Annotated in this window: 22 protein-coding genes; 7 read left to right on the top strand and 15 right to left on the bottom strand. The window is 61.5% G+C overall.

The features are described 5' to 3' along the window. Window positions 1–32: 32 nt before the first annotated feature. Window positions 33–2,162: a DEAD/DEAH box helicase gene (locus DJFAAGMI_RS14185; RefSeq protein ID WP_211457625.1), complete on the bottom strand. Its 2,130-nt coding sequence runs from the start codon at window positions 2,160–2,162 to the stop codon at window positions 33–35. A 282-nt stretch (window positions 2,163–2,444) separates the two neighbouring features. Continuing rightward, complete coding sequence (gene orn / locus DJFAAGMI_RS14190; RefSeq protein ID WP_003067823.1) at window positions 2,445–3,053, bottom strand: oligoribonuclease; 609 nt, start codon at window positions 3,051–3,053, stop codon at window positions 2,445–2,447. Between the two features lie 30 nt (window positions 3,054–3,083). On the opposite strand from orn, the gene DJFAAGMI_RS14195 reads away from it, so the two are divergent. From DJFAAGMI_RS14195 to DJFAAGMI_RS14210, 4 genes are all read left to right on the top strand, one after another. Then, on the top strand, window positions 3,084–4,385 hold the full coding sequence (locus DJFAAGMI_RS14195; RefSeq protein WP_211457626.1) for a M48 family metallopeptidase: 1,302 nt from the start codon (window positions 3,084–3,086) through the stop codon (window positions 4,383–4,385). Between the two features lie 19 nt (window positions 4,386–4,404). Continuing rightward, window positions 4,405–4,743 carry a 4a-hydroxytetrahydrobiopterin dehydratase gene (locus DJFAAGMI_RS14200; protein ID WP_167005935.1) on the top strand — a complete coding sequence of 113 codons (339 nt, stop codon included), beginning with the start codon at window positions 4,405–4,407 and terminating at the stop codon, window positions 4,741–4,743. Between the two features lie 5 nt (window positions 4,744–4,748). After that, complete coding sequence (rsgA, locus tag DJFAAGMI_RS14205) at window positions 4,749–5,735, top strand: ribosome small subunit-dependent GTPase A (RefSeq protein WP_211457627.1); 987 nt, start codon at window positions 4,749–4,751, stop codon at window positions 5,733–5,735. A 112-nt stretch (window positions 5,736–5,847) separates the two neighbouring features. Continuing rightward, window positions 5,848–6,738 carry a lytic transglycosylase domain-containing protein gene (locus tag DJFAAGMI_RS14210; protein ID WP_211457628.1) on the top strand — a complete coding sequence of 297 codons (891 nt, stop codon included), beginning with the start codon at window positions 5,848–5,850 and terminating at the stop codon, window positions 6,736–6,738. Window positions 6,739–6,807: 69 nt separating this feature from the next. Here the strand turns inward: DJFAAGMI_RS14210 and DJFAAGMI_RS14215 are convergent, their stop codons facing one another. The 6 genes from DJFAAGMI_RS14215 to rpsP form a co-directional block, all read right to left on the bottom strand. Next, entirely contained in the window at window positions 6,808–7,794 is a 987-nt protein-coding gene (locus tag DJFAAGMI_RS14215) for a CobD/CbiB family protein (RefSeq protein WP_167005944.1), read from the bottom strand. Window positions 7,795–7,841: 47 nt separating this feature from the next. Then, window positions 7,842–8,540, bottom strand: a complete 699-nt coding sequence (locus DJFAAGMI_RS14220; RefSeq protein WP_003058204.1) for a CoA pyrophosphatase — start codon at window positions 8,538–8,540, stop codon at window positions 7,842–7,844. A 111-nt stretch (window positions 8,541–8,651) separates the two neighbouring features. Beyond that, window positions 8,652–9,038 carry a 50S ribosomal protein L19 gene (gene rplS, locus DJFAAGMI_RS14225; RefSeq protein ID WP_003058206.1) on the bottom strand — a complete coding sequence of 129 codons (387 nt, stop codon included), beginning with the start codon at window positions 9,036–9,038 and terminating at the stop codon, window positions 8,652–8,654. Between the two features lie 137 nt (window positions 9,039–9,175). Continuing rightward, window positions 9,176–9,955 (bottom strand): tRNA (guanosine(37)-N1)-methyltransferase TrmD, encoded by a 780-nt coding sequence (gene trmD / locus DJFAAGMI_RS14230; RefSeq protein ID WP_211457629.1) that lies wholly within the window; start codon window positions 9,953–9,955, stop codon window positions 9,176–9,178. A gap of 51 nt (window positions 9,956–10,006) precedes the next feature. Then, window positions 10,007–10,576, bottom strand: coding sequence for a ribosome maturation factor RimM (rimM, locus tag DJFAAGMI_RS14235; RefSeq protein WP_043003395.1), 570 nt, complete (start codon window positions 10,574–10,576; stop codon window positions 10,007–10,009). A gap of 103 nt (window positions 10,577–10,679) precedes the next feature. Continuing rightward, window positions 10,680–10,934 carry a 30S ribosomal protein S16 gene (gene rpsP, locus DJFAAGMI_RS14240; RefSeq protein ID WP_003058210.1) on the bottom strand — a complete coding sequence of 85 codons (255 nt, stop codon included), beginning with the start codon at window positions 10,932–10,934 and terminating at the stop codon, window positions 10,680–10,682. A 281-nt stretch (window positions 10,935–11,215) separates the two neighbouring features. Between rpsP and DJFAAGMI_RS14245 the strand changes: the two genes are divergently transcribed. Further along, window positions 11,216–11,701, top strand: coding sequence for an NINE protein (locus DJFAAGMI_RS14245; RefSeq protein WP_211457630.1), 486 nt, complete (start codon window positions 11,216–11,218; stop codon window positions 11,699–11,701). Window positions 11,702–11,904: 203 nt separating this feature from the next. After that, entirely contained in the window at window positions 11,905–13,686 is a 1,782-nt protein-coding gene (locus DJFAAGMI_RS14250) for a putative bifunctional diguanylate cyclase/phosphodiesterase (RefSeq protein WP_211457631.1), read from the top strand. A gap of 106 nt (window positions 13,687–13,792) precedes the next feature. Here the strand turns inward: DJFAAGMI_RS14250 and DJFAAGMI_RS14255 are convergent, their stop codons facing one another. The 7 genes from DJFAAGMI_RS14255 to DJFAAGMI_RS14285 all read right to left on the bottom strand — a co-directional run bounded on the left by DJFAAGMI_RS14255 (window position 13,793) and on the right by DJFAAGMI_RS14285 (window position 21,253). Beyond that, window positions 13,793–14,803 (bottom strand): inorganic phosphate transporter, encoded by a 1,011-nt coding sequence (locus DJFAAGMI_RS14255; RefSeq protein WP_034364723.1) that lies wholly within the window; start codon window positions 14,801–14,803, stop codon window positions 13,793–13,795. A gap of 19 nt (window positions 14,804–14,822) precedes the next feature. Then, entirely contained in the window at window positions 14,823–15,470 is a 648-nt protein-coding gene (locus DJFAAGMI_RS14260) for a DUF47 domain-containing protein (protein ID WP_211457632.1), read from the bottom strand. A 498-nt stretch (window positions 15,471–15,968) separates the two neighbouring features. Next, on the bottom strand, window positions 15,969–16,727 hold the full coding sequence (locus DJFAAGMI_RS14265; RefSeq protein ID WP_034362735.1) for an ABC transporter ATP-binding protein: 759 nt from the start codon (window positions 16,725–16,727) through the stop codon (window positions 15,969–15,971). Window positions 16,728–16,729: 2 nt separating this feature from the next. Next, window positions 16,730–17,512: an ABC transporter ATP-binding protein gene (locus tag DJFAAGMI_RS14270; protein ID WP_003058217.1), complete on the bottom strand. Its 783-nt coding sequence runs from the start codon at window positions 17,510–17,512 to the stop codon at window positions 16,730–16,732. A gap of 30 nt (window positions 17,513–17,542) precedes the next feature. After that, window positions 17,543–18,622, bottom strand: a complete 1,080-nt coding sequence (locus DJFAAGMI_RS14275; protein ID WP_211457633.1) for an ABC transporter permease subunit — start codon at window positions 18,620–18,622, stop codon at window positions 17,543–17,545. Window positions 18,623–18,632: 10 nt separating this feature from the next. Further along, window positions 18,633–19,562: a branched-chain amino acid ABC transporter permease gene (locus DJFAAGMI_RS14280; protein ID WP_043003398.1), complete on the bottom strand. Its 930-nt coding sequence runs from the start codon at window positions 19,560–19,562 to the stop codon at window positions 18,633–18,635. A 350-nt stretch (window positions 19,563–19,912) separates the two neighbouring features. Next, window positions 19,913–21,253, bottom strand: a complete 1,341-nt coding sequence (locus DJFAAGMI_RS14285) for a replication-associated recombination protein A (protein ID WP_003058221.1) — start codon at window positions 21,251–21,253, stop codon at window positions 19,913–19,915. A gap of 403 nt (window positions 21,254–21,656) precedes the next feature. On the opposite strand from DJFAAGMI_RS14285, the gene brnQ reads away from it, so the two are divergent. Further along, on the top strand, window positions 21,657–22,985 hold the full coding sequence (brnQ, locus tag DJFAAGMI_RS14290) for a branched-chain amino acid transport system II carrier protein (RefSeq protein WP_211457634.1): 1,329 nt from the start codon (window positions 21,657–21,659) through the stop codon (window positions 22,983–22,985). Window positions 22,986–23,107 lie beyond the last annotated feature (122 nt).

The following is a 23,107-nucleotide window of genomic DNA, read 5'->3' on the forward strand; positions in this document are numbered from 1 at the left end:
TTCATGCTTCGGGCCGCAGCCCGAATCAGCGATCAACGCTCGTCGCGACGCGGTGCGCGGGGCTTGCGCTCGAAGCTGCGCTCGCCGCCACGTTCGCCATGGGGCTGGTAAGGCTTGCCGGCACCCTGACCAAAGGCAGGACGGCGATCGCCGCCGCCGAAGCCGCGCGATTCGCCACCACGGAAGCCGCCTTCGCGGGGAGCGCCGGCATGACCGCCTTCACGGCCACCACCAAAGCTCTTGCGGCCGAAATCGCCGCCTTCACGACGCTGGCCGCCACCGAAGCCGCCACGCGATTCGCCGCCGCCGAAGCCGCGCGATTCACCGCCGCGGAAGCCGCCGCGCTGCTCGCCACGATCGCCGCCACCGAAGCTGCCGCGGTCATCACGACGCTCGAAGCTGCGCTCCTGGCGTTGTTCGCCACCGAAGCCGGGACGACCGCCGCCGAAGCCGCGATCACCACCACGATCGCCGCCGCGATCGGCAAAGCGATCACCGCGAGGTGCACCAAAACCGGCGCGATCGCCACCGAAGCGGTCACCGCCACGGTCGCCACCGAAACCACCGCGATCATTGCCGCGGCCACCGCCGAAGCTGCCGAAGCCGGACTTGCGACCGTAGCCTTCGCCATCGCGACGACCACCGAAGCCACCACGACCACCGGCACCGCCGCCGCCACGGCGACCGTCACGCTCGCCGGAGGCAGGGAAGCGCTGCTGGGGTTCCATGCCGGGAATGGTCTCGGCCTTGAACTGCTGGCGGGTATAGCCTTCGATGTCGAACACGCGGCGACGGTCGCGGAATTCCGCAAACGTCACGGCCACGCCTTCGCGGCCGGCACGACCGGTACGGCCGATACGGTGGGTATAGTCCTCGGCCTTCATGGGCAGGCCGTAGTTGAAGACGTGGGTAATGGTGGGCACGTCGATACCGCGAGCTGCCACATCGGTGGCCACCAGGATCTGCACCTGACCGTTGCGCAGCGCCATCAGGCGGCGATTGCGCAGGCCCTGGCTCAGAGCACCGTGCAGGGCCACGGCAGAGAAGCCGTCCTGCTGCAGGTCGTTGGCCAGACCGTCGCACTCCACCTGGGTGGACGCAAACACGATGGCCTGGTTGATGCTGCTGTCACGCAGCCAGTGGTCGAGCAGCTTGCGCTTGTGCTGCATGTTGTCAGCCCAGAACAGCGCCTGCTTGATGTTGGCGTGCTTTTCCTGAGGCGTATCAACAGTCACCTTCTTCACGCCGGAGCCGTTGTCGTGCATCACACGCATGGCCAGCTGCTGCACGCGGGGAGCAAACGTGGCACTGAACATCATGGTCTGCTTGCGCTGGGCAGTCATTTGATTGACTTCAGCCAGGTCGTCGGAGAAGCCCAGGTCCAGCATGCGGTCGGCTTCGTCGACCACCAGGAACTGCACCTTGTCCAGCTTGATCTGCATGGAACGCTGCAGATCCAGCAGACGGCCGGGAGTGGCCACCACCAGATCGGCGTTCTGCAGCTTGGCGATCTGCAGCTGGTAGGGAATGCCACCCACCACGTTGGCGATGCGGATGCCGCGGCAGTGCTTGACCAGTTCGATGGCGTCATGCGCCACCTGCTGGGCCAGCTCACGCGTGGGGCACAGCACCAGGGCGCCGGGCACGGCAGCCTTGAAGTTGCGGGAGTTGGTAGGGTCCTTGCGCTTGTTGCGCTTGGGAGCCGGCTCGCCCTTGGCGGCAGCTTCGGCGCACAGGCGCTCGAATTCGGCCTTGGCTTCGGCATCGGCTTGAGCGCGCTGCTGAATCAGGGTGTGCAGCACGGGCAGCAGGAAAGCGGCGGTCTTGCCGGAGCCGGTCTGGCTGGACACCATCAGGTCGATGAAACCGCTGGCATCGGCGGCTTCACCCATGGCCAGAGGAATGGCCTTTTGCTGCACTTGTGTGGGCTGGGTGTAGCCCAGGTCGGCCACAGCCTGAACCAGCTCTGGGGCCAGGCCCAGTTCAACGAAGCCGTTAGGGACTTCTTCAGCAGCAGTTTCTTCTGCAGTGTTTTCTTCAGCAGCAGCGTCTTCTGCGTCCATATCAGCCAGCATGGCGTCCAGACGGGAATCGATTTCAGGCGAAGACAAAGCAATATCAGCAGCGGCCACTTGGCCCTGCTCCAGGGAGTTTTCTGTCATGAATAGCTCACGCAAAAAGCGACGCAGTCAGCGTGCTGCTCGCTTCTTTGACGGTTGGTTATCAACATCCACCGTCAGACTTTGACTGGCCCGTTCGCAAAACGGGGCAGATGGGCGTTATGGCTTGTCGTGTCGGCTGTATGCAGGCCGTTGCACGCAAGAAAGAACCCGGTGTGTGATGGAGATGCGCAAAAATTACCCATTGATCGGGTAAGCGGTGAATTGTCGCATGTACCGGGTTTTCCCGCAAGTAGCAGGGCTATACGACCCGCCACCGCACCATCAGACGCTGAGCAACTGCTGGCGGTAATGCTGCAGCTCGTCGATCGACTCGTGCACATCGGCCAGGGCCGTGTGCCGCTGCGCCTTCTTGAAGGAGGTATAGGCCTCGGGCTTCCAGCGCTTGGCCAGTTCCTTGAGCGTGCTCACGTCGATATTGCGATAGTGAAAGAAATTGTTGAGCTTGGGCATGTAGCGCTCCATGAAGCGCCGGTCCTGACCAATGCTGTTGCCGCACAGCGGCGTCTTGCCCTTGGGCACGTATTTGCCCAGAAAGGCAATCAGCGCGGCCTCCGCCTCGGCTTCGCTGATGGTCGAAGCCTTGACCTTGTCGATCAGACCGCTTTTGCCATGCGTGCCCTTGTTCCAGGCATCCATGCCGCCCAGCAGCTCGTCGGACTGATGAATGGCGAATACCGGGCCTTCGACGCGAATCTGCAGATCGGAGCTGCTGACCACCACGGCAATCTCGATGATGCGGTCGCGGTCGGGGTTCAGCCCCGTCATTTCGCAGTCCAGCCACACCATATTGAGGTCGGATTTGGGCAGAACCGGTGGGGTAGCAGCCACGGGTGCGGCGCTGACGGAATTCGTACAGGAAGCTTCAGACATGGCGCAAATTGTCGCCTACACTGCCAATACATGGCTTCCAGACTAGATTTCACATTGGCACTTTCGCTGCTGTTTGCGACGGCCGTGGCCTTGCAATGGCTGCTGCGCGTGTGGCTTGTTTCGCGCCAGGTGCGCCATGTGGCCGCCCATCGCGACGCTGTGCCGCCGGCATTCGCCCATCGCATCAGCCTGTCCGCCCACCAGAAGGCGGCCGACTACACGCTGGCCAAGGCCAAGGTGTCGCTGATCGACATCACGCTATCGGCCGCCGTGCTGCTGTGCTGGACGCTGCTGGGCGGGCTGGACTGGCTCAACCGCTGGCTGCTTGAGTCCATGGGCCCCGGCCTGTGGCAGCAACTGGCGCTGCTGACCGGCTTTGCCGTGATCTCAGCGCTGATCGAGCTGCCTTTGTCGCTCTATCAGACCTTCAGGCTGGAGCAGCGCTTCGGCTTCAACCAGATGACGCCAGCTCTGTGGCTGGGCGATCTGCTCAAGTCGACGCTGGTGGCTGCCATCATCGGCCTGCCGCTGGCGGCCCTGATTCTCTGGCTCATGGGATCGACCGGGCCGCTGTGGTGGCTCTGGGCCTGGGGCGCCTGGACGGCCTTCAATCTGCTGCTGATGTGGATTTTCCCCAGCTTTATCGCACCACTGTTCAACAAGTTCGAACCGCTGGCCGATGAAAGCCTCAAGAGCCGCGTGACCCGGCTGATGGAGCGCTGCGGCTTTGCGGCCAAAGGACTGTTCGTGATGGACGGAAGCCGCCGCTCGGCGCATGCCAACGCCTATTTCACGGGCTTCGGCAATTCCAAGCGCGTGGTCTTTTTTGACACCCTGCTCAAGCAGCTCAGCCCCGGCGAAGTCGAAGCCGTGCTGGCGCACGAGCTGGGTCACTTCAAGCACAAGCACATCAGCAAGCGCATGGTCCTGATGTTTGGCGTCTCGCTGCTAGGCTTTGCGCTGCTGGGCTGGCTCAGCCAGCAAATGTGGTTCTACACCGGACTCGGAGTCTCGGTGCTGCTGGGGCCGGAGATGGGCATCGCAGCCGACAACAATGCCCTGGCCCTGCTGCTGTTCATGCTGGCCGTGCCGGTGTTCAGCTTCTTCGTCACACCGCTGATGTCCGCCATGTCGCGCCGCGACGAGTTCGAGGCTGATGCCTATGCCATGCAGCAGGCCGATGGTGCACAGCTGGCTTCGGCACTGCTCAAGCTTTACGAGGACAATGCGTCCACACTCACGCCAGACCCCTGGTATGTGAGCTTTTACTATTCACATCCTCCTGCCGTGGATCGTCTGGCGCGCATGCCGGCTCCCGCAGGCAGCTTGTAACACCACAACGGTTTCAGACATGAGCACACCCACACTGCAACAGAAAGACTGGTCCCAGCTCAAGCGCAGCGCCTTGAGCACAGAGCAAGTGCAAGAGCAGCTGGCAGCCCTCGAGGGCTGGGAGCTGTCGGCCGGCCCTGCGGCCATCGGCAAGACCTTCCGTTTCGTGAACTTCTACGAAACCATGGCCTTTGTGAATGCACTGGCCCTGATTGCCCATCAGCAGGACCACCACCCCGATCTGGAAGTCGGCTACAACCGCTGCAAGGTCAGCCTCAACACCCATGATGTGGGCGGCATCTCCGAGACCGACATCGATTGCGCGCGCCGCATCGAAGCCCTGCTGAAGCCGGCCTGATCTCTATGGCAAAACAAGGACGGCGCCCAGGCGCCCAAGCAGCAGGCAGCACCCAGACAGGTCTGGTGGTCGCAAGTTATGGTCGCCACTGCGTGGTCGAAACCCCGGACGGCGAGCGCCGCATCTGCCATCCGCGCGGCAAGAAAAGCCAGGCCGTGGTGGGCGACCATGTGCAATGGCTGGCCCCCCCACCCGGCCAGGGCGATGAAGGCACGATCGAGAAAATCGTGGAGCGCCGCAACGTCTTCTACCGCCAGGATGACATTCGCACCAAGACTTTTGCAGCCAACCTGGACCAGCTCCTGATTCTGATAGCCGCCGAACCGGTATTCAGCGAAGTGCAGCTCGCCCGTGCGCTGATCGCCGCCGAGGCCGCGCACATCAAGCCCATCATTGCGCTCAACAAGATGGACCTGGAAGAGCCGTTCCTGCGCGCCTGGCAGCGGCTGGAGCCCTACCGGACCATGCGCGATGCAGCGGACGCAGCGCCGCACTACATGGTGCTGCCACTTTCGCTGGAAGATGCGGATGACGAGGATCGCGACGCCATCATCGGTCTGCTGCAAGGCAAGACAACCCTGGTTCTCGGTCCTTCGGGCGTAGGCAAAAGCACCTTGATCAACTTGCTGCTGCCCGATGCCAAGGTGGCGACCAACGAAATTTCGCAGGCGCTGAACACTGGCAAGCACACCACGACCAGCACCACCCTGTACTGGGTGGACGAGGCACGCACCACCGCCATCATTGACTCGCCGGGATTTCAGGAATTTGGCCTGTACCACATCGCCCCCACGCAGCTGGCCGCCTGCATGCCCGACATCGGTGCGCTGGCGGACCAGTGCAAGTTCTACAACTGCACCCATCTGCATGAGCCGGGCTGCGCCGTCATGGCCCAGGTAGAAGCACAGGACAGCCCCCACGCCATCCACGCCAACCGCTACCGGATCTATGGCGAGCTGTTTGATGAACTGAGTCAGGAACCACGCTACTGAGCGCAATGCCGCGCTCTTTGAGAGCTATTCAGTGTTTGCCACGCCGCCATCCCAAGCCCGATGAGCGCCCGCCGTCTGGCTTGGCTGCCGGCCACAACCCGGTGTTCACGTCATGAAGCCCAGAATTTTTCAGCCCTGCCTGCAAGCCGCCCTCGCCGTGGTGCTGTCTGCGGGCATGGGCCTGACCTGGGCCCAGGGCACGGACTCTGCCCCCAGCTGGGAGGACGAGCCGCCCACGCTGTCTCGCTGGATCGAAGAAGGCTACAAGGCCGAGCTGAGCCGGCAACCATGGCGCGCGGCGCAGCGCTATTGCGCGGCAGCACGCTATGGCAGCCTCGAGGCCCAATACCGGCTGGGCCGGCTGCTGTTGCTTGGGCGAGGCTTGACTCCCGACCCTGCCACGGGCACGACGCTGCTTGCTCTGGCCGCACAGCGCGGCCATGAGAAAGCCCGCTTGCTGCTGGCTGGCAAGCTCCCTGGCGACCGGCTGCCCGACTGCCTGACCCAGGGTGATGCGCCCGCACAGGAGTTTCTGGAGGCCAGCCAGGAGGCCGTCCCCCACGAGGTGGTGGCCAGCTATGTGAGCAGTCTGCCCAGGGAGAAGCGGCGCATGGCCGAACTCGTGCAGCGCCTCGCGCCCCGCTTCTCGATCGATCCGCGGCTGGCACTGGCCATCGTGCGCTCGGAGTCGAATTTCGAGGCGCAGGCGCTGTCGCCGCGCAATGCTCAGGGCCTCATGCAGCTCATTCCCGAGACGGCCGAGCGCTTTGGCGTGCGCGATGCCTGGAATCCCGAGCAGAACGTGCGCGGGGGCCTGGCCTATCTGCGCTGGCTGCTGGAGCGTTTCGAGGGCGACGTGGCACTGGTATCGGCCGCCTACAACGCGGGCGAGAAAACCGTGCAGCAATATGGCGGAGTGCCTCCTTATGCGGAGACGCGTGAATATGTGCGGCGCATACTGAGCTTTTATCGCGCCAGGCGCCACGAGCGCCCTGCCCACTAATCCGGGTCCAGGGAGATAGTTGGCCTCCCGACGGCAGGCTTTTCACCGCCGAAGTCCAGGCACGAAGACTCAGCCGAGCAGGCGTGCAAAGGTCAGCAAGGCCAGCAGCAGCAACCAGACCACCACCGAGCGCCAGACCAGCCCCACCACGCTGCGCAGATGGGCCATTTCCGGCTCCCGTCCCGGCGTGACATCGCTGCCCTCCGGCCACTGCGCGTCATCGCCCTCTTCGCCATAGGCCGAATCGCGGCGGCGCAAGGCCTCGCCCCCCAGACGTACATTGATGGCACCTGCGGTCGCCGCAAGAATCACGCCGTCGTTGTCATTGGGAAAGCGCTGGGCATAGACACGCCAGTTGTCTATGGCTTCCTCGAAGCTGCCCACCATGGCAAAGGAAAGCGCCGTCAGCCGCGCCGGCAGCCAGTCGATCACATACCAGGCCTTGGCGGCAGCCCAGTGCAAGCGCTCGCTGGTCGGCGCCCGCAACCCCTCTGCCCCCTTGCGTGACCAGGCCCGGGACAAATACTCGGCCATGCGGTAGAGGATGGCCCCCAGCGGCCCCAGCCCCAGGGCCGAGAGAATCGAAAACCAGAACAGCACGCCAAACACATGGCGGTGCGCGGCCAGCACCGAATACTCGATGACATGACGCACCACTTCGCTGCGCGGCACCTCGCTGGCATCGACCTGCTGCCAGTCGGCCAGGGCCTGGCGGGCAGCGAATTCATCGCCCGCATCGAGTGCATCCCGAATCCGCGTGAAGTGGTGGCTGAACTGGCGAAAGCCCAGCGTGACATAGAGCACGGCGACGTTCCACAGCATCGCGGCAGGCCAGCCTATGAACTCCATCAGCGCCCAGAATATGCCCAGCACGATAAGGCTGGGCAGCAGCACGGCCATGGCCCAGGCCAGCCAGCCGTGATGGGGTCTGCCGGCATCGAAGTTGCTGCGCACGGTCACGGTCCAGGCTCGGTAACCGGCCTGCACCAGGTTGGACCGGGCCAGCGGGCGCGCCTGCTCCAGCAGCAGCGCGATCAGGATGGCAAAAAAGCTCATTGCTTCATCATAGCGGCGCTGTTTGTCAGCTTGTTACAACTGCCCTTTCAAGCGGCCAAAAAACGGTAAAGATTGCGCAACATGCCCGCGGTTGCTCCCCAGATGTAGCGTTGCTGCTCACCATCCTGGTAGGGCATGGCAAACCATTCGCGATCCACGCCCTGCCACTGCATGGCATGACGCTCGTGATGCGCGGGATTGAGCAGATAGGATAGCGGAACCTCGAACAGATCCGCCACCTCTCCGGGATTGGGAAAGTAGCTGGCCTGAGGATGGACCAGGGCCACCACAGGGGTGATGTGAAACGCCGTGCCCGTCACATAAAGCGGCAGGCGCCCGAGCACCTCGACATTCCTGGGAGCCAGTCCGACTTCCTCGTGCGCCTCGCGCAATGCCGTCGCCTCGGCCGAGACATCCTGGGGATCACGCTTGCCGCCGGGAAAAGCCACCTGACCCGAGTGGGTGGACAGTCTGGCCGAGCGTACGGTCAGCAATACCGTGGGCTGCTCGCGCATGACGATGGGCACAAGCACGGCCGCATCGGAAGGCTGCCTGGCCGTGATGCGTTTTTCCTGCATGGCCTCGGGCAGCCACTGTGGCGGCTGGGCAAAGCGCGTGCGCAGAGCCTGCGGCGTCTGCGCATCCAGCGGAACGGCCGGCAACTGGCTATCGACACCCAGCAGGCGCGCCTGGCGAGGATCAACAATGCCCAACACGGGGAGCGGAGAATTATCAGATGCAGGCATGTAGGTGTTCAGCCAAAACCGAAAGCAAGAATCACGAAGCCAAGGCAGACATAAAAAAAGCCGCCACAGCGAACTGTAGCGGCTTTTACGGAATCGCTTCCGATACGCGTATTACTCGGCTGCAGCAGCAGTCTTGTTAACGCGTTGGGGCAGCTTTTCCTTGATACGAGCAGACTTGCCGCTGCGCTCACGCAGGTAGTACAGCTTGGCACGACGCACATCACCGCGACGCTTGACTTCGATCTTGGCGATCAGGGGAGAGTAGGTCTGGAACGTACGTTCCACGCCTTCACCGCTGGAGATCTTGCGCACTGTGAAGCCGCTGTTCAGGCCGCGATTACGCTTGGCAATCACCACGCCTTCGTAAGCCTGCACGCGCTTACGGCTACCTTCCACCACGTTCACGCTCACGATGACGGTGTCACCGGGGGCGAATTCGGGGATGGTCTTGTTCAGGCGAGCGATTTCTTCTTGCTCGAGGGTCTGGATCAGATTCATGATTTAGTCCACCTTGATCTTGTCCGCGCCAGAATTGGCAAGCACCGGGATTGGTGCTATTGCTGCATTACGAGAACCGCCAAAAGCGGCTCCGCCATTCCTTGCAGCGGCCGGATAGAGGATCAAAGAGCCTGAGATTATAGCTTGGACGCTGTTTTTGCCAAAAACCCTTCATCCTTGGCATTGAGCAGCCCTTGCTGGCGGGCCTGCTCTATCAGCTCGGGTCTATGTTCGGCAGTGATGCGCAGACGCTGATCGCGGCGCCAGCGCTCGATATTGGCATGATGGCCGGAGAGCAGCTCCGCCGGCACGTCCTGGCCATTCCAGACTTCGGGACGCGTGTAGTGAGGGCAGTCCAGCAAGCCGTCCAGCGCGGGATTGAAGCTGTCCTGCTGAAAGCTGCCTTCATCGTTGAGCACACCGGGCTGCAGACGCGCCAGGGAGTCCAGCAACACCATGGCCGCCAGCTCGCCGCCGGAAAGCACAAAGTCGCCCAGGCTGATCTGATGGCTGACATGGGCATCGATGAAGCGCTGGTCTATGCCCTCGTAGCGACCGCAGAGCAGCACCGCGCCACGGCTTTCGGCCCAGTCGGCCACCACCGCATGCCTGAGGGTGGTGCCGATGGGAGAGAACAGCACCACGGGAGCCGGCTCGGCCTGCTCCTGCACATCAGCCTCGACGCGGGCTGCACGAATCGCCTCCAGGCAATGCTGCAGCGGCTCCGCCATCATCACCATGCCGGGGCCGCCGCCAAACGGGCGGTCATCCACACGGCGGTAATTGCCCTCGGCCCAATCACGCGGATTCCACAGATGCACCGCCACCTGACCCGAGCTGTAGGCACGGCGTGTCACCCCGCTTTCAAGAAACGGCGCGAACAGTTCAGGGAACAGTGTAATGATGTCAAAACGCATGATCTAAAAGCGCTTACAGCTACGAAATCAATAGCTGCCGCGCATTCCAATTCAATAGTCGGGCTGCCAGTCGGCCACGATTTTCTTGCCGGCCAGATCCACCGAGTCCACATAGGCATCGACAAAGGGAATCAGGCGCTCCTGCTCCTTGCCATCCTGCTCATAGCCCAGAACCAGCACGGTCTGCGGGCCGGTGGCCATCAAGTCCTTGACCACGCCCAGCGCCACGCCTTCGCGGTTTACCACCTGCAGGCCCATCAGGTCCACCCAGTAGAACTCGCCATCATCGGTCTTGGGGAAATGCTCACGCGCCACAAAGATGCGGGCACCGCGCAGGGCCTCGGCGGCGTTGCGGTCGGCGACCTCCTGCGAAGTGGCTACGATGGTGTCGGCATGGAAACGGGCCTGCTTGACGGGCAGAACCACGGTGCCCGCGAAATGCTTGGCTCCTTTTTCCGCCGGCTGCAAAAACCAGTCCTTGGCGGCAAACAGGGCCTCGGGGGCGCTGCTGAAGGCATGAACCTTGAACCAGCCCTTGATGCCCCAGGCATCGGCAATGCGACCGACTTCAATGGCATCAGCAGGCAAGCTCGTGGCTTGAAGAACAGGCATGTGGCTCATGGGATCAGCAGAAAAATTGCAGAAATTCAATAAAAAACGGGTCCCGTCAGGCAAGCCAACGGAACCCGCTTTGGTAAAGGTGCCTAGAGAGCAACCGCCTAAATTAGGCAGCAACCTTCTTTGCAGCTTCCTTGATCAGGCGTTCAGCCGTATCGGAAGTTTGAGCACCAACGCTCTTCCAGTAGTTCACGCGGTCCAGAGCCAGACGCAGGCCTTCTTCGGCGCCACGAGCGCTAGGGTTGTAGAAACCCAGACGTTCGATGAAAGCACCGTCGCGACGCACGCGCTTGTCAGCTGCAACGATGTTGTAGAAAGGACGAGCCTTAGAGCCGCCGCGGGAGAGACGAATAACAACCATGATGTTTCCTTCGGGTGGTTACAGCCAGTGCCAACAAAAATTTGACCAGCTGCGCAGGTTTTCTTACAGCGTTTGAGACACGCGACATGACCACCCGGCCAGCGACACGCCGTAAAACCCGAAATTATATCGAGTTCTGCCGAAGCTGCCTATAGCTGCGGTAAATGGGCGTAATCCTCAATGAAGCTTCCCGGCATGTGAAGCGCAATTGCCCTGAGCCGCCCACGTCGGGTGCAGGGAATAATGGATGCGTTGCTTCGTTTTCTGCCTGCCCATCAGACATGAACCCATTTGCCTCCACCTCCGCCATGCCTGCTCGCCCCAAGAACAAGACGGTTGCCGCGTGGCTGGCCTTGATCGGCGGCCCCCTGGGGCTGCATCGCTTTTACCTGCACGGACTTGGGGACTGGCTTGGCTGGCTGCTGCCCATTCCCACGGCGCTCGGCATCTACGGCATCGAGCGCGTGCAGCAGCTGGGGCAGGACGACAGGCTGAGCTGGCTGCTGATCCCACTGTTCGGCTTCACCATTGCAGGCTGCGCCCTGCGCGCCATTCTCTACGGCCTGATGGAGCAGGGAAACTGGAACCGGCTCTTCAATCCCTCGATAGAGGCCGACGCGCCTGCGGGACGCACACAATGGGCCACGATTTTTGCAGTCAGCCTGTCCCTGATGCTGGGAGCCACCGTGCTGATGGCCAGTATTGCCTACAGCTTCCAGCACTACTTCGAATATCAGGTCGAAGAGGCACGCAAGATTTCGCAATAGGCCCAGCGTCTCAAGCACCGCGAAGCTGCTTCAGCCGTGCCGCTTTTGTAAGCAAAAGTCTAATTTTTCGCCTCCGGGCCCCAAAGCACCGCCTGCACATTCCACAGAACCCACAATGCCGATCTGAGGAACATCTTGCAACGACTGCATCCCAGCGGTTTTCGCAATGCGACGGCTTTGCTGCGCCAGCCTGAAGAGGTCTTATGTCTGCAACTAACGAAAAGTCTGCCAGATCCGACATGCACGGGCAAAGCGCCTTTCCCGCCGCCACCAGCCTGGTGGGCGTGTACGGAGAGCAGCTTTTCCGCATTCTCGAGCAGACCAGCAGCGGCTATGTGCTGCTGGATGCCCAGAACCGGGCTCAGCGCTGGAATGACGGTTATCTGCAGCTGTTTCCCTGGCTGGGGCCCACCCTCAAGGTAGGCACATCTCTGCAAACTGCTATACAGACAGCTGCAAGCGCAGCCCCGGCAAGCTCGGCCCCGGCTCTGAGCCAGATCGCCCAAAGCCATCAAGCACTGATTGCGCGCCAGCAGGCCAATGCCCAGTTTCAGTTGCCCAACGGACGCAGGCTCAATCTGTCGGCCCATGCCCTGTCGGCCAATTACACCGTGCTGGCATGCAAGGAGATGCTGCCTCATGCCAGCGAGGCTGAAAGCCTTTCCTTCTTCGACGTGCTGACCAACCTGCCCAACCGGCGCCTGCTGCTGGACCGGCTGTCCCAGGCCATGATCCAGTCCGAACGCACGGGCTGGCGCGGGGCCTTGCTGACCATCGATATGGAACCGGTGGCGGGCTCGCCCGCCAGCACGGGAGACAGCCAGGCCGGCCTGGCGCAGAACATCGCACAGCGTCTGCTCGGCTGCGTGCGCTCCTGCGATACCGTGGCCAGACTGGACGCCGCGCACTTTGTCATCATGGTCTCGGATCTCTCTCCGGATATCGAGATGAGCACGGTATTGGTGGAACGTCTGGGTGAGCGTCTGCAGGAAAGCCTGAACGGCAGCTACCCGCTCGGCAACAAAAGCGCGATTCTGGAAGCCAATATCGGCGCCACTTTGTTCGGCCCGCACTCCCGCTCCGCCACCGAGTTGCTGCAGCAGGCAGAGATCGCCATGTACCGCCTGCGCGACGAGGAAGCCCGCGGCCTGCACTTCTTCAGCCCCGAGCAGCGCATCCTGGCCAATGATCGCCAGCGCCTTGAGCCGGAGCTGCGCGAAGCCCTGCGTCTGGGCCAGTTCGAGCTGCATTACCAGGCCCAATACTCCGCCGGCGGCGACGTCAATGGCCTGGAAGCCCTGCTGCGCTGGCGCCACCCCAGGCGAGGACTGGTACCACCGAGCATCTTCCTGTCCGTGGCCGAGGAAACCGACATCATCGTTCCGCTGGGCCGCTGGAGCATTCAAGCCGCCTGCGAGCAATTGGCCAAATGGAAAGCCGATCCACAACTGGGCAAGCTGCCCATCTGCGTCAACATCAGCGCCAAGCAGCTCAGGCAAGCCGATCTGGCCGAGCAGGTGCAGGACATCATCAGCCGGACAGGGGCCGATCCGGCCTTGCTGCTGCTGGAGCTTTCCACCCAAGCGCTGAGCCCCTCGCACGCGGATATCGTTCCGACCCTTACCCGGCTTCGCACCATGGGGCTGCGGCTGTCACTCGACGACTTTGGCGACAGTTCCCATATACAGCAAGCGCTGCAGCAGCTTCCCCTGAACCAGCTCAAGCTCTCGCACTCCCTGGTGCAGCGCCTGGGCCCCAACAATGCCGCCGAAGCTGCCGTGCAGGCGGCCATCGCGCTGGCCGCACGCCATCAGATGACGATTGTCGGTGCAGGAGTGGAGACCCTGGAGCAGCGTGCCTTGCTGGCGCAATATGGCTGCAAGCATTTCATGGGCTATCTGCTCAGCCCCCCGGCACCGGTCGGCCAGCTCAGGTCGCTGCTGCAGCGACAGGTCGTATCCGGCCTGCAGGAAACCGTGGCCTGAGCCCATGTTTCAACCATGAAAAAAAGGCTTCGCAATGCGAAGCCTTTTTGGTATCAATCCCTTGATTGAAAAGCGTCAACAGCTATCAATCAAGGAGTACACAAGCTCAATACAGCTGCAGGCTGATCCAGTAGGCAATGGATGCCACAAAGGCGCTGGCAGGGATCGTCAGAATCCATGCCCAGACGATATTGCCTGCCACGCCCCAGCGCACCGCACTCGCGCGCTGCGTGGAACCCACGCCCACGATGGCACCGGTAATGGTGTGCGTGGTCGAGACGGGAACCCCCAGGAAGGTGGCGAAGAACAGTGTCAGTGCGCCACCGGATTCGGCGCAGAAGCCACCGACGGGCTTGAGCTTGGTGATCTTCTGGCCCATGGTCTTGACGATGCGCCAGCCACCAAACATGGTGCCCAGACCGATGGCCAGATAGCAGCTCACGATGGTCCACAAGGGAGGCTCGGCATCACCGGCATTGGCATAACCCGTGGCGATCAGCAGCAGCCAGATGATGCCGATGGTCTTTTGCGCATCGTTACCACCGTGACCCAGGCTGTAGGCACCGGCAGACACCAGTTGCAGACGGCGGAACCACTTGTCCACGCGATTCGGGCTGGCCCGGCGGAAAATCCAGGCCACCAGCACCATCATCAGCGAACCCAGCAGAAAGCCCAGCACGGGAGAGACGAAGATGAAGGCCACGGTCTTCCAGATGCCGCTGGCAATCAGCGCGCCCGCACCGGCCTTGGCAATCACCGCACCCACGATACCGCCAATCAGGGCATGCGAGGAGCTGCTGGGAATGCCGTAGATCCAGGTAATGACGTTCCAGGTGATGGCACCCACCAGAGCACCGAACACGACATGCGTGTCAACAATGCCCGGCTGAACAATACCCTTGCCCACGGTTGCCGCCACACTGAGGTGGAAGACGAAAACCGCCACAACGTTGAAGAACGCGGCAAATGCCACGGCCTGAGTAGGCTTGAGAACCCCCGTGGAAACCACGGTGGCAATCGAATTGGCAGCGTCGTGAAAGCCGTTCATGAAATCGAACAGCAAGGCGAGCACCACCAGCAAAATCACAACCCAGAGGGCTGCCTGTACCGGCTCCATGATCGGGCTCCAGCGAGAATCAGGAATTCTCGAGGACGATGCCCTCGATCAGGTTCGCCACGTCTTCGCAGCGGTCCGTGATGGTTTCCAGCAGCTCATAGATTGCCTTGAGCTTGATCACCTCACGCACATCGGGCTCCTCACGGAAAAGCTTGCTCATGGCCGCGCGCATCACGCGGTCGGCATCGCTTTCCAGGCGGTCGATCTCGTCGCAGGTCTTGCTGGCGGCATCCACGATCGTGGGGTCCGAGAGGCGGTCCAGCAGCTTGACGGCATCACGCACACGCTCGCAGCAGCGCACGCAAAGATCGGTCAGACGTGTGATTTCGTCTGTCATGTGACGCACGTCATACAGTGCCATGGTCTCGGCCGAGTCCTGAATCAGGTCGGCCACGTCGTCCATGGTGTTGATCAGCGAGTGGATATGTTCGCGATCCAGAGGCGTGATGAAGGTCTTGTGCAGCAGCTTGGTGACATCATGGGTCACACGGTCGGCTGCGCGCTCGGCGTTGTCCACATCGGCGTTGTATTTTTCGCGCAGATGGGGATCGTTGTAATTTGCAACGAGTTGCGAGAAAGCATGAGCTGCTTCAACGATGCGGTCCGCATGTTGATTGAACATCTCGAAAAAATTGCCTTCGCGCGGCAATAGCTTGCCAAACAGCATGAATGCTCCTTACCGGGGAAAAGAAACCAGGCGACTCACTGCAAAAAAAGTGCATGGTTCCCGGCTTAAACGGGGCGCAGTTTACTCTTGAGTCATTGTGCGTTTCAGCGCGTCTTCAAGACACCCCTTCAGGCACCACGAAAAATAAAATACAAGCTCCGCGCCATGCTAGGAACTGTCACAAAGCCCGTGATTCCTCCAGACAGCAGTGAAGAACAGAAATCCATCAGCCCACGCACCGACTGACGGAGGATGTCAACTTGCCACGCGAAAACGTTCCAAATACTTCTTTTTGTAATATGCAAATTCTATTCGATGACAAAAAAGAATTAAAAGGAATCGAAAAGAAATAAACAAAACAATCAACGAACCATGAAAATCGTCATTTTTTTGTCATTTTCTTGAATTTCAGGGGAATTAGGGTTCACCCTGCCTGCAGCAGAGCATCACGACTGGCCAGCGCACAGCGATCGAAGGCGCCAGCTTCCTTGTCGAGACTTACTCGCCCAGGTAGGCCGCTCGCACACGCGGATCGCTCAGCAAGGTCTGGCCCGGCCCCGTCATGGTGATGATGCCGGACTCCATGACATAGCCCCGATCGGCCAGCGCCAGCGCGCGACTGGCGTTCTGCTCCACCAGCACCATGGTCACACCCAGCGCATAGACATCGCTGACCACCTCGAAGATCTTGTCCACCATGATGGGTGACAAGCCCATGGACGGCTCGTCCAGCAGCAGCACCTTGGGCTGGCTCATGAGCGCGCGAGCCATGGCCAGCATCTGCTGCTCGCCCCCTGACATGGTGCCCGCCAGTTGATCCTTGCGCTCCTTCAGCCGCGGAAAGATGCCGAACATGCGCTCGATATCCGCCTGTATGCCGGCCTTGTCCTTGCGCGTGTAGGCACCCATGAGCAGATTTTCGGTAATCGTCATGCGGGCAAACACGCCGCGCCCCTCGGGCACCATGACCAGTCCTTCAGCCACCAGATCCCAGGCACCCTTGCCCTTGATACTTTGGCCCAGATAGAGAATTTCGCCATCGGCAATCGGCAACCCTCGCGTGACGGCCTTCATGGTCGTGGTTTTGCCCGCGCCGTTGGAGCCGATCAACGACACCAGCTCACCCTGATGCACCTGAAAGTCCACGCCCTTGACAGCCTGAATGCCGCCATAGCCCACCTTCAGGCCCTTCACCTGCAGCAATACCGGGGCCGTGGATTTGGAGGCCTGCGCCTGTTCCAGCACTTGATCCTGCATCTTCAATGGCCTCCCGTGCCCAGATAGGCTTCAATCACTTTTTCATTCTTCTGCACTTCGGCAGGCGTGCCTTCGGCAATCGGCTTGCCATAGTCCAGCACCGTCACGCGGTCGCACAGGCCCATGACCAGCTTCACATCATGCTCGATGAGCAGGATGGTGCGGTGGTCGTTGCGAATGCGGTCGATCAGCTCACGCAGCTGCACCTTCTCGGTTGCGTTCATGCCGGCAGCCGGCTCATCCAGCGCAATCAGCTGCGGGTCTGTCGCCAGTGCACGGGCAATCTCCAGGCGACGCTGGTCGCCATAGGACAAGGTGCGCGCCTTGAAGTCCGCATACTTGCCGATGCCGACATAGTCGAGCAGCTCGCGCGAGCGGGCCCGAATCGCGGCTTCCTCGGCCTTGAAGCCCTTGGTGCGAAACACCGCACCAAGCAGACCCGAATGCGTGCGCACATGGCGCCCGACCATGACGTTTTCCAGTGCCGTCATCTCGGCAAACAGGCGGATGTTCTGGAAGGTCCGGGCAATGCCGGCCCTAGCCACCTTGTGCACCGCCGTCGGCTCATAGGGCTTTCCGGCCAGCTCGAACTTGCCGGTGTCGGGCGTGTAGAGGCCGGTGATCACATTGAAAAACGTGGTCTTGCCGGCGCCATTGGGGCCGATCAGGCCATAGACCTGGCCCCTCTCAATCTTCATGCTCACACCGGACAGCGCCTGCAACCCGCCGAAGCGCTTGGAGATGTCCGAGACATGAAGGACCGCTGAAGTCGTGCTCTCTGCCATATCAGTTCACATTCCTTGTCTGTGCAGTCATCAGGACTGGCGATCCAGGCTTTTGGCATGCTCGGGCGTGGGCCAGAGGCCGCGCGGGCGCATCAGCATGATGACGATCATGGCCAGGGCAATCAGCAACTGGCGCAGGATGGAGGCATCGAGGCGTCCATCGGTCATCTGCTGCAGCGGCCCGGCCACATAGCGCAGCACCTCGGGCAGAGCCGACAGCAGCACCGCCCCCAGAATCACGCCGGGAATATGGCCCAGACCGCCGAGCACGACCATGGCCACGATCATCACGGACTCCATGAGGCTGAAGGACTCGGGCGAGACAAAGCCCTGGAAGGCAGCGAACATGGCGCCGGCCACGCCACCAAACGAAGCCCCCATGCCGAAGGCCAGCAGCTTCATATTGCGCACATTGATGCCCATGGCCTTGGCGGCGATTTCATCCTCCCGGATTGCCATCCAGGCGCGACCTATGCGCGAATCCTGCAAGCGGTAGCAGATCACGATGGTGGCCAGCACCAGCACCAGAAACAGGTAGTAGTACAGCGTGACGGAGGAGATGTCGTAGCCGAAGATCTCATGCCGCTTGGCCAGGTCGAAGCCGAAGATCTTGACCGAGTCGATCTGGCCAATGCCCTTGGGACCGTTGGTGATGTTGACGGGCTGATCCAGGTTGTTCAGGAAGATGCGGATGATCTCGCCGAAGCCCAGTGTCACGATGGCCAGATAGTCGCCGCGCAGCCGCAGCACCGGTAGCCCCAGCAACACCCCCGTACAGGCGGCCAGCAGCATGCCCAGCGGAATCACCAGCCAGATCGAGGTGTGCAGCCCGTTGGGAAACATGGCCACAAAACCTTCGAAGGTCTCAGCCAGATGCGGCGATGCCATGAGCGCAAACATATAGGCGCCCACGGCATAGAAAGCCACATAGCCCAGATCCAGCAGGCCGGCGTAACCGACCACGATGTTCAGGCCCAGCGCCAGCATCACGTAAAGCAGCGCCAAATCGGCAATACGCACCCAGGCATTGCCGAAATACTGCAGGATCAGCGGCAACACCAGCAGGCCTATGCCGCCCAGGATCCAGTGAAGTGTCTTGTTGTTCTTCATGGGCACTCCCTCAGGCACGGTCCGCCACACGCTCACCCAGCAGGCCCGAAGGACGCAGCGTCAGGATGATGATGAGCACGATGAAGGCAAAGATGTCGGTGTACTGGCTGCCCAGCACGCCGCCCGTCAGATCGCCGATATAGCCGGACCCGATGGACTCGATCAGCCCCAGCAGCAGGCCACCCACCACGGCTCCGGCCAGATTGCCGATGCCGCCGAACACGGCGGCCGTGAAGGCCTTGAGACCCGGCAGAAAGCCCATGGTGTGATGAGCTGTGCCGTAGTTGGAGGCATACATGATGCCGGCAATCGCGGCCAGCACGGCACCGATGATGAAGGTGGCGGAAATCACCATATCGGGCTTGACGCCCATCAGCGCTGCCACCCGCGGGTTCTCGGCCGTGGCCCGCATGGCGCGTCCCAGCTTGGTGTAGTTGACCAGGTACATCAGCGTTGCCAGTGCAATCGCCGTGACCGCCAGCACCAGAATCTGCGTGGGCGTGATCACCGCCGTGCCGATCTCATAGGGCGTTGACGACAGCAGCGTGGGATAAGCCTTGTAATTGGGCTTCCAGATGATCATGGCCAGGGTCTGCAGCAGGATGGAGACACCGATGGCCGTGATCAGCGGCGCAAGGCGCGGGCTGTTGCGCAGCGGCCGGTAGGCCACCTTCTCGATCACGAAGTTCAGCGATGCGGCCACCACGCAGGCGATGATGGCGGCGATCAAAAGCATGAGCCAGCCCGGCAGATAAGGCATGGCCTCCTGCATCAGGCCGATGCAGCTCCAGCTGGTCAAAGCCCCCACCATCAGCACCTCGCCATGCGCGAAGTTGATCAGCTGAATGATGCCGTACACCATGGTGTAGCCCAAGGCTATCAAGGCGTACATGCTGCCTAACACCAGACCATTGATGATCTGCTGCAGCAAGATATCCATAAGCGCGCTCCCCTTCCCTCGATCCAAGACGGAGACACTGCGAGCCTCTCATCCCGAACGACGGAGCCAGCGATGCCAAGGTTCCTCTTCTGCAGTCCGCCGCTTTGTGAGCTGCTTGCCGCAAAAGAGTGAATCGATTCTAGGGAGCTGTTTTCAGGACTCAGAACCGGGGTTTCCCGTGCGCAAGCCCAAAATGCTGCAACGCAATAATTTCATCGATAGCGCAAGCCCAATAAATACAGGCACTTAGTCACGGCTTGCCACCCGAACTAGCTAAAAACCCTAGAAACGCCGCAAAAAATGCAGCATTCAACTAGTGTCAGTGGTGCAACACCTGGGCAACTCGCGCTTTACAAGCCCGCCTGCTCATCATCTGCCGCGCGAGCGGCGTCGTTGAGCGCCTTGAGCTCTGCCAGCTTCTGGCCGATCTTGATTTCCAGCCCCCGCGCCACGGGTTGGTAGAAGCCGGGGTCTTCCATGCCTTCAGGCAGATAGCGCTCTCCGGCCGCAAAGCCGCCCTCCTCGCTGTGGGCATAGCGGTAATCCCGGCCGTAGTCCAGCTGCTTCATCAGCTTGGTGGGAGCATTGCGCAGATGCAGCGGCACAGGCCTTGTGGTGTCGCCCTTCACAAAGGCTTTGGCCTTGTTGTAGGCCATGTAACCGGCATTGCTCTTGGGCGCCACGGCCAGGTAGATCACGGCCTGGGCCAGGGCCAGTTCGCCCTCGGGACTGCCCAGGCGCTCATAGGTCGCAGCGGCATCGTTGCACATCTGCATGGCGCGCGGGTCGGCAAGCCCTATGTCCTCCCAGGCCATGCGCACGATGCGGCGCGCCAGATAGCGCGGATCGGCCCCGCCATCCAGCATGCGGCAAAACCAGTACAGCGCCGCATCGGGGTCCGAGCCGCGCACGGATTTGTGCAACGCGCTGATGGTGTCGTAGAACTGCTCGCCACCCTTGTCATAGCGGCGCATGCGCTCGCCCAGCACCTTGAGCAGCCAGCCATCGGTAATGCTTTCCACTCCGGCCTGCTCAGCCGTGATGGACAGGGTCTCCAGCGTGTTCAGCAAGCGGCGTGCATCGCCGTCAGCGTAGGCAATCAAGCGATCCAGCGCTTCATCTTCGATAGTGGGAACCGCCTTGATGACCTGGGCTTTGGCCACAATCTGCTTCAGATCGTCGGTCGTCAGACTTTGCAGCACATAGACAGCCGCCCGCGACAGCAGGGCCGAGTTGACCTCGAACGACGGGTTCTCCGTGGTCGCACCGATGAAGGTGAACAGTCCACTTTCCACATGGGGCAGAAAAGCGTCCTGCTGGCTTTTGTTGAAGCGGTGCACCTCGTCCACGAACACGATGGTGCGCTGCTGCAGCAAGCCGCTTCGCGCGGCCTGCGCCTGCTCCACGGCCTCGCGGATGTCCTTGACTCCACCCAGTACGGCGCTGATGGAAATGAACTGCGCATCAAAGGCATCGGCCATGAGCCGGGCAATCGTGGTCTTGCCCACGCCGGGCGGGCCCCAGAGTATGCAGCTGTGCGGGCGGCCCGACTCGAAAGCCAGGCGCAGCGGCATGCCCTCTCCCAGCACATGCTGCTGGCCAATGACTTCGGCCAGCGTGCGCGGCCGCAGGCGCTCAGCCAGGGGCTGATGGGGAATGGCAGAAGAGGAGGAGTTGTTGTGCGTAACCATGGCCCCTCAAGTATCCAACGCTACGGCCGCCTGTGCAGCCAAATGGGTCGGGACTGTTTTACGCACTGGATTGCAGCCACCGTCGATCACGCTTAACCCCAGCACTCTTATCAGAATTTTTCATAAGAGAAAATAGCGTTTTAACGGATTAAATCTCTCCATTAACGAGGCCACCCCTCGCCTTCATGGAGGTACTGCCCCCATCCGGCCTGCCAAAAACCAGGCCAGCCAGGCTTGGCAGCGCGTTCAGATTCATTGCGGGCCGCCTCATCTGCGCCGCGCAATGCCTGTGCCTGATAGGGCTACCGCCATCAGCCAGAAATCAATCGAAAGCATCCGCAAACTTTCCTTGGTTCCACATTGCTCCAGGGCGTGCCAGCGCTGCACGCCTGAGCCTACGCGTATGAAAAAACTCAAGACCTGGGACATTTTTGCCCTCGGTTTCATGACCTTTGCCCTGTTCCTCGGGGCAGGTAACATCATCTTTCCTCCGATGGTCGGCCTGGCCGCCGGTGAAAACCTGCTCGGCGCCTCGACCGGCTTTTTGCTGACCGGCGTCGGTCTGCCCCTGCTCGGGGTGATCGCCCTGGCCCGTGTGGGTGGCGGTCTGGACACCCTGACCAGCCCCATAGGCCGCATTGCCGGCCTGGTGCTGGCCGTGGCCATCTATCTGACCATAGGCCCTCTGTTTGCGACGCCACGCACGGCCACCGTGTCCTTCGAGATGGGCCTGGCCCCCTTCGTCGGAAACACGCCCGCCATGCTGCTGGCCTTCACCATCGCCTATTTCGTGGCCGTGGCGCTGCTGTCGCTGTTCCCCGGCAAGCTCATGGACAACGTGGGCAAGATCATCACGCCCGTGCTGATCCTGGCACTGGCCGTGCTCGGCGGCTCTGCCGTGCTGGCCCCCGTGGATGGCTACAGCGTCAGCACCGAGGCCTATGCCACTCAGGCAGCCGCCTTCTCCGAAGGCTTTCTGCAGGGCTATCAGACCATGGACGCGCTGGCCTCGCTGATCTTCGGCATCGTCATCGTCAACGCGATCAAGGCCGCCGGCGTGAGCGACAGCAGGCTTCATACGCGCTACTGCATCTATGCCGGCATCATTGCCGCGACCTGCCTGGGTCTGGTCTATGTATCGCTGATGTATCTGGGCGCCACCAACAGCCAACTGGCCGCCAACGCCTCCACCGGCGTGCAGATTCTCACGGCCTTTGTGCAGCAGACCTTTGGCCCCGCAGGTCTGTGGCTGCTGGCCACCGTCATCATGCTGGCCTGCCTAACCACCGGCGTGGGCCTGATCACGGCCTGCAGCAGCTTCTTCAGCGAACTGACCGGCATCTCCTATCGCACCATGGTCATCGGCCTGTCGATCTTCAGCACTGCCGTGGCCAACCAGGGCCTGGCCCAGCTGATTGCCGTGGCCGTGCCAGTGCTCGTGGGCCTGTATCCCGTAGCCATCGCCCTGATCGCCCTGAGCCTGCTGCATCCCTGGAACCAGCCGGCGCGCGTCTACATCCCCGTGATGAGCACTTCCCTGGTCTTCGGCCTGTTTGATGCCGCCAAGGCGGCCAAGCTCGACTTCCTGGTGCCCGCCTGGCTGGACATGCTGCCCGGTGCCGCCCTGGGCATGGGCTGGGTCACCCCGGTGGTCTGCGTGCTGGTGCTGGCAGGCCTGCTGGATTTCGCCCTCGGCAACAAGCGGGCTGCCGCAAACGCCACGCGCGCCTGATTTCAAGCTGGTGCATTGATTCCAAAAGCATAGCTATCGGCGCTTTACCCACAAGGGATTGACCCTTGTTTTACATAAAAAAGGCCTGCGGACACCATCCGCAGGCCTTTTTGCTGATGCGT

It is taken from the genome of Comamonas brasiliensis, assembly GCF_018292285.1.
GTDB classification, from domain to species: domain Bacteria; phylum Pseudomonadota; class Gammaproteobacteria; order Burkholderiales; family Burkholderiaceae_C; genus Comamonas; species Comamonas brasiliensis.

Coding starts and splice junctions, on each gene's coding strand:
- trmD (WP_211457629.1), bottom strand. CDS start 9,955: ATGCGTTTTGACATCATTACACTGTTCCCTGAACTGTTCGCGCCGTTT.
- DJFAAGMI_RS14265 (WP_034362735.1), bottom strand. CDS start 16,727: ATGCAGGATCAAGTGCTGGAACAGGCGCAGGCCTCCAAATCCACGGCC.
- rplS (WP_003058206.1), bottom strand. CDS start 9,038: ATGAATCTGATCCAGACCCTCGAGCAAGAAGAAATCGCTCGCCTGAAC.
- orn (WP_003067823.1), bottom strand. CDS start 3,053: ATGTCTGAAGCTTCCTGTACGAATTCCGTCAGCGCCGCACCCGTGGCT.
- DJFAAGMI_RS14280 (WP_043003398.1), bottom strand. CDS start 19,562: ATGGATATCTTGCTGCAGCAGATCATCAATGGTCTGGTGTTAGGCAGC.
- DJFAAGMI_RS14260 (WP_211457632.1), bottom strand. CDS start 15,470: ATGCTGTTTGGCAAGCTATTGCCGCGCGAAGGCAATTTTTTCGAGATG.
- rsgA (WP_211457627.1), top strand. CDS start 4,749: ATGGCAAAACAAGGACGGCGCCCAGGCGCCCAAGCAGCAGGCAGCACC.
- DJFAAGMI_RS14200 (WP_167005935.1), top strand. CDS start 4,405: ATGAGCACACCCACACTGCAACAGAAAGACTGGTCCCAGCTCAAGCGC.
- rpsP (WP_003058210.1), bottom strand. CDS start 10,934: ATGGTTGTTATTCGTCTCTCCCGCGGCGGCTCTAAGGCTCGTCCTTTC.
- brnQ (WP_211457634.1), top strand. CDS start 21,657: ATGAAAAAACTCAAGACCTGGGACATTTTTGCCCTCGGTTTCATGACC.
- rimM (WP_043003395.1), bottom strand. CDS start 10,576: ATGAGCCACATGCCTGTTCTTCAAGCCACGAGCTTGCCTGCTGATGCC.
- DJFAAGMI_RS14215 (WP_167005944.1), bottom strand. CDS start 7,794: ATGAGCTTTTTTGCCATCCTGATCGCGCTGCTGCTGGAGCAGGCGCGC.
- DJFAAGMI_RS14220 (WP_003058204.1), bottom strand. CDS start 8,540: ATGCCTGCATCTGATAATTCTCCGCTCCCCGTGTTGGGCATTGTTGAT.
- DJFAAGMI_RS14185 (WP_211457625.1), bottom strand. CDS start 2,162: ATGACAGAAAACTCCCTGGAGCAGGGCCAAGTGGCCGCTGCTGATATT.
- DJFAAGMI_RS14275 (WP_211457633.1), bottom strand. CDS start 18,622: ATGAAGAACAACAAGACACTTCACTGGATCCTGGGCGGCATAGGCCTG.
- DJFAAGMI_RS14270 (WP_003058217.1), bottom strand. CDS start 17,512: ATGGCAGAGAGCACGACTTCAGCGGTCCTTCATGTCTCGGACATCTCC.
- DJFAAGMI_RS14210 (WP_211457628.1), top strand. CDS start 5,848: ATGAAGCCCAGAATTTTTCAGCCCTGCCTGCAAGCCGCCCTCGCCGTG.
- DJFAAGMI_RS14245 (WP_211457630.1), top strand. CDS start 11,216: ATGAACCCATTTGCCTCCACCTCCGCCATGCCTGCTCGCCCCAAGAAC.
- DJFAAGMI_RS14285 (WP_003058221.1), bottom strand. CDS start 21,253: ATGGTTACGCACAACAACTCCTCCTCTTCTGCCATTCCCCATCAGCCC.
- DJFAAGMI_RS14195 (WP_211457626.1), top strand. CDS start 3,084: ATGGCTTCCAGACTAGATTTCACATTGGCACTTTCGCTGCTGTTTGCG.
- DJFAAGMI_RS14255 (WP_034364723.1), bottom strand. CDS start 14,803: ATGGAGCCGGTACAGGCAGCCCTCTGGGTTGTGATTTTGCTGGTGGTG.
- DJFAAGMI_RS14250 (WP_211457631.1), top strand. CDS start 11,905: ATGTCTGCAACTAACGAAAAGTCTGCCAGATCCGACATGCACGGGCAA.